Raw genomic sequence first — 12,619 nt, forward strand, 5'->3', positions numbered from 1 at the left:
TTATTAACACCGCACCTCAGGAGGAGCCCCATGCCCCGCAATCCCATGCCGACCTCACGATTGTCCCGTCGACACTTCCTGGTGGCCGCTGGCGCCGTCTCCGCCACGGCGGTCATGGCTGAGCCCGCAACGGCCCTCATCCGCGTCGATCAACACCCCACCTTTGCTGAGGCCGCAAAGGAGTACGGCGTGCCCGTGGCGCTCCTCGCCGGGGTGTCCTACGCCCAGACCCGGTGGCAGGACCACGATGGCCGCCCGAGCGCCTCGCTGGGCTATGGCCCGATGCACCTAGTCGACGGCAAGGCAGCCCGCGAAGCCGGACTGCGTGCGGACAAGCCCGGTCACGGATCTCTCGACACCTTGGGCGATGCCGCCCGTGCGACCGGCCTATCCGCCACGTCCCTCCGCGAGGACCCCGAGGCCAACATTCGTGGCGCCGCCGCTCTGCTAGCCGCCCGACAGAAGGCCGCGGGGCACCCCGTGGGCCAAGACACCGATCCCGCCGAGTGGTACGAGTCCGTGGCGGCAGTCAGTGGCTTGACCTCAACCGATTCGATGATGCGCTTCGCCGACTCGGTCCTGGCGAACGTCCGCAGCGGGACCTCCGCCACGCTCGCCGACGGGTCACGCCTCGCCACGGCCCGACGTCGTGTCGGGTCGCCTGGCCGTCAGCGTGAGCGGCTGGAGCGTCACTCCCGCCGCAAGCCCAAGGGCAAACCCAAGCGCGGTCCGATCGATGCCCCGAAGGGGTTGAACGTCGAGTGGATTCCGGCGCCCTACGACGAGTTCGCCGGCGAGGACGGAACTCTCGAATATGGCAACCACGACCTCGCCAAACGGCCGCGGTCGCCCAAGATTCGGTACATCGTCATCCACGACACAGAAGGCGAGTACCCGGGCGTCCTCAAACTAATCCAGGAGACCACGCGCCCCGCGTCCTGGCAGTATTCGTTGCGCTCCTCCGACGGCCACATCGCCCAGCACCTGCGACCCCAGGACGTCGGCTGGCACGCGGGCAACTGGTACATCAACGCCACCTCCATCGGCTTGGAACACGAAGGCTTCGCCGCGCAAGGTGCCCCGTGGTACTCGGAGCCGATGTATCGCACCTCCGCCAGGCTCGTGAAGTACCTCTGTAAGAAGTACGACATTCCCATGGACCGGGCCCACATCATCGGACACGACCAGGTCCCCGGAACCACCACTGCGACGATTGCTGGGATGCACTGGGACCCGGGCCCGTTCTGGGACTGGGAGCACTACTTCGATCTGCTCGGTGCCCCCTTGGAGCGTGGCACCTCCAACCGCCGCGCCGAGGTCGGGTCAGTCGTACGCATCCTGCCTGGGTTCGCTGGCAACAAGCAGCCGATCACCGGCTGCGACGGCCCGGGTGACACCTGCGGCAGGAAAGTCCGCGACACCAACTTCGTGACCCTGCGGGTCGAGCCGCGCCACAAGGCTGACCTGGTGAACGACATCGGCCTGCACCAGAAGGGCGAGCCCGCCTCGACCGAGGTGTCCGATATCAGTGCTCGTGCCACCGCCGGTCTGGAGTTCGTCGTCGCCGAGGTACGCGACGACTGGACCGCGATCTGGTATCTCGGCGTCAAGGCGTGGTTCTACAACCCGCGCCTGGAGCCGAGGGCTCGCGTCGTGCGCGAACGTCGCAAGGTCATCCGCCCAGCCAGCTCAACTGCCAAGACCTACGGGCGCTGCTACCCGGAGGCCAAGGCGTACGACAACCCGGACGACGTCCAGGAAGTCAGCCCACTGTTGTACGAGATTTCAGCCGGTCAGGCATACGTCGTCACCGATGACAACCCGGAGACTGCGTACTACAAGGCCAAGACCTTTGACGCCGACACCCCCGGGGACCACGTCAACATCGAGGGACGCGATCAGTATTACCAGATCAGCTTCGGACACCGAGTGAGTTTTGTCCGCGCCGCTGAGGTGCGCAACCACATCCACCGCTAAGCCCGTTCCAAGCACACGAAAGGCCCCGCCGTTGGCGGGGCCTTTCGTATCGATCAGATCGTGCGGTTAGTCGTCGTCATCGTCGAGTTTGATCGACGAGGTCTGCTGAACCTGCATGAGGAACTCAGGGTTGCTCTTGGTCTTCTTGAGTCGGTCGAGCAGCAACTCGATGCCCTGCTGGTTGTCCAGCGCGGCGAGCACCCGACGGAGCTTCCACATGATCTTCAGCTCGTCCTGGCCGAGCAAGATCTCCTCGCGGCGGGTGCTGGATGCGTTGACATCCACCGCCGGGAAGATACGGCGCTCGGCAAGCTGACGCGACAGGCGCAGCTCCCAGTTTCCGGTGCCCTTGAACTCCTCGAAGATGACCTCGTCCATCTTGGAGCCAGACTCGATGAGTGCGGTGGCCAGGATGGTGAGGGAGCCACCGTTTTCGATGTTGCGGGCCGCGCCGAAGAACTTCTTCGGCGGGTAGAGCGCTGCCGAGTCGACACCACCGGACATGATGCGACCGCTGGCGGGTGCCGCGAGGTTGTACGCGCGCCCCAGACGGGTGATGCCATCGAGCAGGACCACGACATCCAGACCCATCTCCACGAGTCGCTTGGCCCGCTCAATCGCAAGCTCGGCGACCTGCGTGTGGTCGGTTGCCGGACGGTCAAAGGTCGAGGCGATGACCTCACCCTTGACCGAGCGCTGGAAGTCGGTGACCTCTTCAGGACGCTCGTCCACAAGCACCACCATGAGGTGGCACTCCGGGTTGTTGGTCGTGATCGCGTTGGCAATCGACTGCATGATGAGCGTCTTACCGGCCTTGGCCGGCGCCACGATCAGACCACGCTGGCCCTTACCAATCGGCGCGATGAGGTCGATGACCCGGTTGGTGATGTGCTTGGGGTCGCCATCTTCGAGGCGCAAGCGCTCCTGCGGGTAGAGCGGCGTGAGCTTGCCGAACTCCGCCCGCTCGGTCGCCTCTTCTGGCGACTTGCCGTTGACGGTATCGACCTGAACCAGCGCGTTGAACTTCTGGCGAGCCGGAAGCTGCTCGCCCTCGCGCAGCGCACGCACCTTGCCGGTGACGGCGTCACCCTTGCGCATCCCGCTCTTCTTGACCAGGTTCATCGGCACGTAGACATCGGTCGCGCCGGTCAGGAAGCCCGAGGTACGCACGAAGCCGTAGTTGTCAAGAATGTCCAAGATGCCGGCCACGGGCACGAGCACGTCGTCCTCGCGGATCTGCGTGTCGACCTCGCCGAAGTCATTGCCACGACCGCGGCCACGCTTGCGATCGCGTCCGCGCTGGCGGCGGCGTCCGCGGCCCCCGCCATCCTGATCCTGGTCCTGGTTGCGGTCCTGACGATTGTTGTCCTGACCCCGGTTGTTGTTCCGGTTGTCGCCCCGGTTGTCATTCCGATTCTCGTTGCGACGGTTGTCGTTCTGCCGGTTGTTGTCCCGGTTATCGCTCTGCCGGTTGTCCCGGGTGTCGCTCTGGCGGTTGTTGTCCCGGTTGTCGTTCTGCCGGTTGTCGCGATCACTCTGGCGATTGCCGTCGCCTTGATCCTGCTGCCGCTTCTCGCCGCCACGGCGGTTCTCGCGCTGCTTTGGCTGCTCGTCACGGTCCGCGTTCTGCTGCGGCGCGTTGTCTTGGGCCTTGTCCTGGGCCTTGTCTTGCGGCTCCGTTGCCGGCTTTTCCTCCCGGGTGCGCTCAGGCACCGAGGTGGTCGCCGTGGCTCCGGGCGCAGGTGCGGCATCCGCGACGGGTGCTGTCTGCGGCGCCGAGGCCGCGCGGCGAGCACTGCCGGACTTCTTCACGGGGGCGCTGGACCCGCCTCGGCCACCGTTGATCGCGGCGATGACATCGCTCTTGCGCATCTTGGAGGTGCCGGTAATGCCCATGGATGCAGCGACGCGCTTCAACTCATCCAGCTTCATGGTGCTGAGGTTGGGGCGTCCCTGCGACTCACCTGATGTGGGCGCGGTGAGTTCAGTGGTGTCTGTCACGAAGGTTCCTTCCCCCTCGTCTGGCGCCCGGTCACCGGGCGCTAATTGGGGTGTTACTTGGCGGAGTGATTCCCCGCGTCAAGGACTCACGGGCGACGACTTCGCCCAGTCGCGAACGACGCGCACTCGTGAGGTGTGGTGCATCCCCGCTGAACGGGTGGCTGCGGCATCTGGACGTTCCCCGATACTTCTGCCGTGATGCGTTGATCAATCTACACGCTCAGGCTCAACGCCGCGAATGCGCCCTCACACCCGTGTCGGGGATGGGGCGCGAGATCGGATTCCAGACCTCGTCCGCATAACTCAGCACGGTGTCCTGATCGCCACTGGTCGTGAGCACCAGAACCGTAGGCCCCGCACCGGAGATCACGGCAGCGTGCCCCGCCGAGCGCAGCCGATCGACGAGATGCATGGATGCCGGGTACGCAGCGCGGCGCTGTTCCTGATGCAGCCACTCCCGCGTCGCGGGCAGGAGATAACTCGGGTCTTGGGTCAGGGCATGGGTCAACAGCCCCGCGCGCCCGGAGTTTCGGCCCGCGTCACCGTGCCCCACGTTCGTCGGCAGCGCGGCCCGCGCCTCATCGGTGGCCAATTGTCGATCTGGCACGAAGGCGATGGCCCGCAGGTCCGCGTGAGGCGTGAGTTGTGCTGTGCGCCAACCGTTTCCGTCGTCATTGGCCCACGAGACCGTAATCCCTCCGTAGACGCTGGCCGACGAGTTGTCCGGGTGCCCTTCCAAGTCACCTGCGACATCTCCGATGAGCTGCCGGCCCGTCGCGGAGTTCGGGTCGATGCCGACCAGTGCCGCTGCGGCGGTGACCCCGGCGACGATGGCGGCAGCCGACGAACCCAGCCCGCGCGAATGCGGAATCGCATTGCGACAGCGCAGCACTACACCCGACGGGGTGGCGTACCCCAGGCCGTGCCACATCACCGACATCGACCGGAAGACCAGGTGCGTACGGTCGCGAGGGACCGCGGCAGCGCCCTCACCCTCGCACTCGATCAGCAGTTGGTCGCCACCGATCTCGACCTCGACCGAGTCCCACAGGTCGATCGCCATGCCGATCGAGTCGAAGCCAGGGCCAAGATTGGCCGAGCTCGCTGGAACCTCAAGGCGTACCTGGCCAGATGGCACCGGACTTTCGGCGCGGGTATCCGAAGTCATGGGCCGGCCTTGAGTGCACGCTCGCCGATGAACTCGCGCAATGCCGCGGCTGACGCGGGAATCGAGGTGACCCGCTGCTCGGCGCTCATCATGGTGTGCAGCGCAGGCGACAACTCCAACTCGACACCGATCGCCTCATGGATTGTCTGCGAAAACTTCTCGGGCTTGGCCGTCTCCAGCACGAGCATCGGCACGTCCCCGGTGGCATACCGGCGCGCGACCGCCACCCCGTCGGCGGTGTGTGGATCGATCAACTGGCCCGTGGCGTCGTAGACCGATCGAATCGTCTCGAGTCGGTCGCGGTGGGTGCTCGTCCCGCTGACGAACCCGAACTCCGCCGCGAACCGATCTGTTTCGTCCGACAGGTCGATGGCTCCGGTCGATGCCAACTCCGACCAGCACGCTTGGACTCGCTGCGGATCGCGGCCTTGGAGGTCATAGACGAAGCGCTCGAAGTTCGACGCACGGGAAATGTCCATCGACGGACTGGAGGTAGACGGCGTCTGATCGGCAGCACGTGGGCGATAGATCCCAGTGCGGAAAAACTCATCCAGCACGTTGTTCTCGTTGGCCGCCAACACCAACTGCCGGATAGGTAGACCCATCTGCCTGGCGTAATGGCCGGACAGGATGTTGCCGAAGTTGCCCGAGGGCACGGCGAAGGACACCTCATGCGTCTGCTGGTCATCCGTAGCGCGCAACCAGGCCCAGACGTAGTAGACGATCTGCGCAGTGACGCGCGCGAGGTTAATGGAGTTCACGGCTCCAAGGTGGTGCGTACTGCGGAAGGCAGGATCTCCCGAAAGTTCCTTGACGAGGTCCTGACAGTCGTCGAAGACACCTTCGACCGCGAGGTTGTGGATGTTGTCATCCTGCAGCGAATACATCTGTGCCCGTTGGAAATCACTCATCCTTCCCTGCGGGGACAGCATGAAGACGGCGATACGGTCCATCCCGCGCAAGGCGTGCTCTGCGGCAGATCCGGTGTCGCCAGACGTTGCCCCGAGAACGTTCAGCACTCCACCCGTTCGCTCGAGCGCATACTCCAACGCGTGGCCGAGGAACTGCATGGCCATGTCCTTGAACGCCAGCGTCGGGCCTTCTGACAAGCCGACGAGCGTGAGCTGGTCATCGATGGCTCGCAAGGGCACTTCGGAGGCGAATACCGCTGGGGTGTAAGCCGCCTGGCACAGGCGCATCAGATCAGGTCGCGGGATGTCGGTCGCGAACAGGCCGATGACGTTGCCCGCGAGCTCGGCATAACTCAACGAGCGCCATTGCTGCAGGTGCTCGGCGCTGATAGTCGGCAGATCGGCCGGCACCGCGAGTCCGCCGTCGGAGGCCAACCCCTCCAGCAAGGTTTCAGTGAAGGTGCGTGCGGCGCCACCGCCGCGCGTAGAGATGTACTGCATTTACTCGATACCTTCCATGCGCAGCACCGAGGCCACCGTGCCCACCGAGTTGAGGTCACGCAATCTGGCCACCGCGTCGTTCACCTGTTGCTCGGTTGCCTCGTGCGTTGAGATCGTGAGCGGAGCCAGACCGTCATCACTGCGTCGGATGCCTTGCAACATCGATTCGATAGAGATTCCAGACTCGCCGAATACCGTTGCCACAAAAGCGAGTACACCTGGTTCGTCCTTCACGCCTAGGCGAATCGCGTAGCGGGTTCGGATGTCGCTCAGCGGAAGTATTGGCAGCGCCGCGTAGGCCGACTCCCCCGCACCGCGACCACCCAGTACGCGATGGCGGGCGGCCTGTACGAGGTCACCAAGCACGGCTGACGCGGTGGGATCGCCCCCGGCTCCTTGGCCATAAAACATGAGGTCACCGGCGAGTTCGGTCTCGACAAAGACCGCGTTGAACGCCTCTCGCACCGTGGCCAGCGGATGCGAGCGCGGAATGATGGTCGGGTGGACTCGCGCGCTCACCGCCGGGTTGCCGTCGGAGCCGACCACCCGCTCGCAGATCGCAAGCAACTTGAGCTCGCAACCCATCTTGCGGACGGCGCGGATGTCGTCGCTGGTGATCTGGGAAATGCCTTCGCACGTCACATCATCGGTGCCGACCCGGGAATGGAACGCGAGCGAAGCCAGGATGGCTGCCTTGGCCTGCGCGTCGTGGCCCTCGACATCGGCGGTCGGGTCAGCCTCGGCATACCCGAGTTCTTGCGCCTCGGCCAGAACGTCCTGCAGGTCGGCGCCAGTGCGGCTCATTTTGTCGAGAATGAAGTTCGTCGTGCCGTTGACGATGCCCATGACTCGTCGGACATGGTCGCCGGCAAGCGACTCTCGCATGGGCCGGATCAGCGGGATAGCCGCCGCCACGGCGGCTTCGTACTGGAGGTCGACACCTGCGGCCGAGGCTGCCTCGTAGAGGCTGGGGCCATCGGCACCGAGCAGTTGCTTGTTGGCCGTCACGACGCTCGCACCGTGGCCGATGGCCCGCAGGATCAGCGCGCGAGCTGGCTCCAGCCCGCCCATGAGTTCGACGACCAGGTCGGCGTCGGCCACCAGACCTTCGGCGTCAGTGGTGAGCAGTTCGGTGGGAATGCCGGGACGCGCCTTGTCCACGTCGCGCACCGCGATCCCGACGAGCTCAATCGGACGACCGATGCGCTGAGCAAAGTCCTCTGGCCCATCCAGCAGCCTCCGTGCCACGCTCGACCCGACGGTTCCGCATCCGAGCAGCGCAATGCGCAACGCTCCCTGACTGTCCGTGCGACTCACGAATCTCCTTCCAGCGCAAGAATGTCCGCGATCGTCTCCCGACGAATCAGAGTGCGGACCTCACCGTTGCGTACCGCGACCACCGGCGGTCGCGGGATGTAGTTGTAGGTACTTGACAGGCTCCGGCAGTACGCACCGGTCGCCGGCACGGCGAGCAGATCCCCGGCCGTCACGTCGCCGGGAAGGTCCACGTTGCGCACCACGATGTCGCCGCTCTCACAGTGTTTTCCGACCACCCGCGTCGCCACTGCCTCCGCTGCGCTCGTTCTGGAGGCGAGGGAACAGGTGTAGTCGGCGTCGTACAACACCGGGCGCGGGTTGTCGCTCATACCGCCATCGACGCTCACATAAGTGCGTACGAAGTCATCGCTGACCTGAACTGGTTTGACGGCGCCCACCGCATAGACCGTCACGCCCGCAGGCCCGACAATCGCCCGACCTGGTTCGACCGAGATGTGCGGCACCGGAGTTCCGGCCTCCTGGCACGCACGCTGCACGATCTCGGCCAGTTGCCGGGCCATGTCATCGAACGCCAGCGGGGTGTCGGAATCGACGTAGGCGATGCCAAAGCCACCGCCCAGGTCAAGCTCGGGAAGAGTGATGGCGTGCGCCTGTGCGACGTCGAGTTGGAGCCGAATGAGACGGACCGCTGCCTCTGCAAAGCCTTTGGTATCGAAGATCTGACTCCCGATGTGGGAGTGGAATCCCAATAATTGCAACGCATCTCGCTGATCGAGCACCCGAGCGGCTGCGTCCTTCACCTGGCCTCTGCCGATGCTGAAGCCAAATTTCTGGTCTTCGTGAGCCGTGGCGATGAACTCGTGCGTGTGCGCTTCGACTCCGGTCTTAACTCGCAGCATGACCGGCACCACCACACCATGCCGACGCCCGGCCTGCGCGACGCGCTCAATCTCCTCGAACGAGTCGACCACAATGCGGCCGACACCGTAGGCGACGGCCGCGTCGATCTCTGCCTCGGACTTGTTGTTGCCGTGCAGACCAAGCAGCGCACCAGGGAAACCGGCACGCTGGGCTACTGCCAGTTCGCCGCCCGAGCACACGTCCAGGCGTAGACCTTCTTCGTGAATCCACCTAGCCATCGCCGTGCAGAGGAACGCTTTCCCGGCGTAATACACATCTGCTTGCGCGCCGATCTGCGCGAAGGCGTCCGTGAAGGCCGCCCGAAATTCACGAGCTCGAGTGCGGACTTCCTCCTCGTCGATGACGTAGACGGGGGTCCCGACCTCGGCCGCGAGTGCGCGGACGTCCAGGCCGCCGATGCTGATCGCACCGTCCGGTGTGCGCTCAGCCGAGCGCGGCCATACGTGCCTCGCCAAGGTGTCAGCGCGAGTGGTGCTCACGAGTCGCTCCTTCAGATTCGGGCAGGGGCGCGGACGTCGGCTACCGCGAGTCCGGCCCTCAGAACGATACGGGCCGCGCGCGCGAGGCGTTCGCCCGTCCACGGCACGAGAGTCGCATCGAGACCACCCTGCCCACGCTCCCACCAGTCGAGCACCGCGCCCGCCAGCGCCTCGACGTGCAGCGCGAGCGGTCGGGTACGACCGGTGCGCCGGGTGTCCGCGACGACGAGCGGCCACTCGGCCGTAAGTGCGGCGACCACGCCACCGGGGTCGCTCCCACCTCCGAACGTCTCGAGCCGGGAGACTGCCAGCAGCACCGGAAAAATCGGGTTCCTCAGGGTCAGGGTCGCGAGATCGCTTGCCGCACAGTCGATCTGATGACTGTCGGACATCCGCAACACCGCCCAGCGCGCAGCGTCGACACCGACCTCCTCGGCTAGCGCGGCGTACGACACCTCTCGTCGCCCGTCACGCGTGAGCACCAGCGCCCTCCCCCGCCCTTCGATCGGACCGATAGTGCGCTCAAGCGCACCATCGGTCCGATCGAAGGGCACTTGCGCCGCACGCTCCACCGCCTCACGCACGTTCGCGTCAGTCAACGTCACCACCACCCGATCACCATCCGCTGCGGCGCCGCTGACCTCCGCCGCAGCCACAGACGCCGCCATCTGGCTTCCGGCCACCGGGACTAGCCACCGCCACGGCGCAGCATGCAGGTCAGGACGCGGGCGTACGTCCCGGCCAACGCGCGCACCGATCTGTGCAGCCATCTCCTCGGGGGTCACCCCGCGAGTGTAAGAAAGTTCGTGACGGCGGACGTCCCGGCTGGGGCCGCTGAGTCCGCGGGTCTCAGCCGATTCGGACTCGGGGTCGGGCGCTGGTAATCTCAACGCTCGCGCCCCCTTAGCTCAGGGGATAGAGCACCGCCCTCCGGAGGCGGGAGCGCAGGTTCGAATCCTGCAGGGGGCACCTTTGGGTTAACGATGCCCGTCAGCCGTGTCTTACGCGGCTGACGGGCATCGTTGCGTCGAAGGACGTGAGGTAACCCGACTCCCGGTGCGCCACCCCCGCCGGCCACAAACACCCCGTGACAGAATCATCGGACTATTGCTTCCCTGAGCCGAGAGACCCCTTTATGCCCGCCCCGCCCACCTGGAACCCGCGTCCCACGACGGGTGGAGCGAGCCTGCACGATGAAGTAGTCGAACAACTCGGCCGCGCGATCGTGACCGGCGATCTCCCAGCCGGGACCTCCCTGACGATCGATGAACTGACTCATGATCTCGGCACCTCGCGCGGGGTCATTCGCGAGTCGTTGCGGGTGCTTCAGTCGAAGGGCTTGGTGAGCGCCCGACCGCGTCTCGGGATCTCGGTCCAGGAAACCGACACGTGGCGCTTCCTCGATGCCGACGTGATCCGCTGGCGCGCCGATGGCCCCGAGCAACTCGGGACCATCAGGGACCTGGTTGAGTTCCGGCTGGGCGTTGAACCGGTTGCCGCCTACCGTGCAGCCGAGCTCCAGGACCCCGAAGCGATCCAAGGACTGCTCGACAGCGCGGCGCTCATGCGCCGAGCTGTGCAGGACCGTCGCAAGGATCACTTCGTGCAGGCCGACATCGCCTTTCACGGATGGGTGCTGCGCGGATCCGGCAACCGAATCTTCGCCGATCTGCGCACGACGCTGGCCGCGTGCTTGGACGTCCGTAGCGAGCTACTGACGTTTCCTTCCGACATCTCAGCCGACGCGATCAGCCTGCACGAGCAACTGGCCGAACTCGTCAATAGCAGCGAACCCCAACAGGCCAAGGACACGGCGAATCGCATCGTTGAGGCGTCGTACCGAGAGGTCCGAGCCGCGGCTGAGCGCCGATGAGGAAGGGCGTCGCAGCTGTGGCGCCCTTCCTCATCTGGTACGAGTCGAATCAGAAGCGCTGAATCTGCTCGGCGATGGTGATCACCGACAGCACTCCGAAGAATGCGGTGCAGAAGATGAGCACCGAGGACCGGAACCCACCGGCACGGATCGCCTTCGGAAGAGCAGTCCGGTTCATGAAGAGCAGCAGCATGCTGTAGAGGAACATGCACAAGCCGGCAACGCACGCTGAGATGACCAGGAGCAGTAGCGGCTGGCTCAGCCCGAGGCTCAGGATGGCCACTCCGGAGAGCACCAGTCCCCACACCGCCACGAAGTAGATCTTGCTCTCACTGATCCGCGAGCGCTGCAGATAGGAGTGCTTGACCGTGTCGGCGGTAATACGGCTGGCGTAGTCAACCACGCCAGCCGATGCCGCGAAGAGTGAGAAGGCGCCGACGGCCCAGAAGAGCGTGCCGAACCATCCGCCCACTGCGCCCTTCAGTGCCTCACCTTCGGTAAAGAGGAAGTCGATCGAGTTCGCCACCTGCGACTCGTCCTGGACGGTCGAATGTGCCAGCAGTGACGTGAGAGTGATCGTGACGACCGTGACGAGTGCGAAGGCGATCGCCTGTTCCCAGTTCGCAAAGCGCCACCATCGGCGCCACTTGGTGAGATTCTCCTGCGTCGGGTCGAAAACATAGGCCGACGTGTCCCCCATGACCTTCTCCTCGCCCGTGATCGGACTGACAAGACGTGGGACGTACGCCCCCATTCCGAAACCCTTGTCACGGATCCAGTTGCTCTGGCACAGGTTCTGAGCGCCGCCGGCGCCGGCGAACGCAATGGCGCCCATGAGGACGGCGAACTCCAAATCGGAGGGGAATCGGCCGACGTTGGTCACGGCATCGGGGAGCGCTTGCCACGAACTCGCCTTGATGACCAGAACGGACGCCAGCGCGAAGAACACGCCGATCACCGCAACCTTGAGGAAGATCAGACCTTCCATCATCGAGTAGACCACTGGAGCGAGGGTCAACATGAGCCCGATGGCGAGGAGCATCACGACCGCGATGACGGTGACGTTTCCGCCGAACAGGTAGGAGAACATCGTCGCCGCGGACGTCGCCCACCCGGGCCAAAGGTTCTGCAGATAGGCCAACAGAACGAAGACCAAGCCCCAGTGCTTCCAGTAGCGGTTGAACCCACTGATTGCGGTCTCACCCGTCGCGAGGGAGTAGCGCTCGATCTCGGTGTTGAGGAACCACTGGATAATCACACCCAGCGCGGCACCCCACAGGAAGATCAGGCCGACCTGGGAGGTGATGTAGGGCCACAGGATGAACTCGCCAGAAGCGAGCCCGATCCCCGAGCCCACAACGCCCGGGCCGATCAGACGCCACATCCGCCGAGGCGGCTCCGGTAGATCTCGGACCTCTGGGGGTGGCAGGTTGCGCGTACGCAGCCGGAAGCCTGTCGAGCCGGGATCGGCGGCATTCTGGGTCATGATTCTTCCTTCGATCGGTCTTGG

The 12,619-nt window shown here is 65.0% G+C and carries 9 protein-coding genes and 1 tRNA gene; 3 read left to right on the forward strand and 7 right to left on the reverse strand.

Annotated elements, in window-relative coordinates:
• Positions 1-30 precede the first annotated feature (30 nt).
• On the forward strand, positions 31-1,977 hold the full coding sequence (locus F562_RS0108920) for an N-acetylmuramoyl-L-alanine amidase (RefSeq protein WP_018156607.1): 1,947 nt from the start codon (positions 31-33) through the stop codon (positions 1,975-1,977).
• A 66-nt stretch (positions 1,978-2,043) separates the two neighbouring features.
• On the opposite strand, the gene rho is transcribed toward F562_RS0108920, so the two are convergent.
• The 6 genes from rho to F562_RS0108950 form a co-directional block, all read right to left on the reverse strand.
• A complete protein-coding gene (rho, locus tag F562_RS0108925) occupies positions 2,044-3,978 on the reverse strand; it encodes a transcription termination factor Rho (RefSeq protein ID WP_018156608.1) in 1,935 nt (644 codons plus the stop codon).
• Positions 3,979-4,204: 226 nt separating this feature from the next.
• Complete coding sequence (thrB, locus tag F562_RS0108930) at positions 4,205-5,146, reverse strand: homoserine kinase (RefSeq protein WP_040385279.1); 942 nt, start codon at positions 5,144-5,146, stop codon at positions 4,205-4,207.
• Positions 5,143-6,558: a threonine synthase gene (thrC, locus tag F562_RS0108935; protein ID WP_018156610.1), complete on the reverse strand. Its 1,416-nt coding sequence runs from the start codon at positions 6,556-6,558 to the stop codon at positions 5,143-5,145. The genes thrB and thrC overlap by 4 nt, the downstream gene beginning before the upstream one ends.
• Complete coding sequence (locus tag F562_RS0108940; protein WP_018156611.1) at positions 6,559-7,875, reverse strand: homoserine dehydrogenase; 1,317 nt, start codon at positions 7,873-7,875, stop codon at positions 6,559-6,561.
• Positions 7,872-9,236 (reverse strand): diaminopimelate decarboxylase, encoded by a 1,365-nt coding sequence (gene lysA / locus F562_RS0108945; RefSeq protein WP_018156612.1) that lies wholly within the window; start codon positions 9,234-9,236, stop codon positions 7,872-7,874. The genes F562_RS0108940 and lysA overlap by 4 nt, the downstream gene beginning before the upstream one ends.
• Before the next feature lie 11 nt (positions 9,237-9,247).
• Positions 9,248-10,021: a hypothetical protein gene (locus F562_RS0108950; protein ID WP_018156613.1), complete on the reverse strand. Its 774-nt coding sequence runs from the start codon at positions 10,019-10,021 to the stop codon at positions 9,248-9,250.
• A gap of 112 nt (positions 10,022-10,133) precedes the next feature.
• Between F562_RS0108950 and F562_RS0108955 the strand changes: the two genes are divergently transcribed.
• A tRNA-Arg gene (locus F562_RS0108955) sits at positions 10,134-10,205 on the forward strand.
• Positions 10,206-10,323: 118 nt separating this feature from the next.
• Entirely contained in the window at positions 10,324-11,109 is a 786-nt protein-coding gene (locus F562_RS18580; RefSeq protein WP_156822597.1) for a FadR/GntR family transcriptional regulator, read from the forward strand.
• 49 nt (positions 11,110-11,158) lie between these two features.
• On the opposite strand, the gene F562_RS0108965 is transcribed toward F562_RS18580, so the two are convergent.
• Positions 11,159-12,595 carry an Nramp family divalent metal transporter gene (locus F562_RS0108965; RefSeq protein WP_018156615.1) on the reverse strand — a complete coding sequence of 479 codons (1,437 nt, stop codon included), beginning with the start codon at positions 12,593-12,595 and terminating at the stop codon, positions 11,159-11,161.
• Positions 12,596-12,619 lie beyond the last annotated feature (24 nt).

Source organism: Demetria terragena DSM 11295, from assembly GCF_000376825.1.
GTDB lineage: Bacteria > Actinomycetota > Actinomycetes > Actinomycetales > Dermatophilaceae > Demetria > Demetria terragena.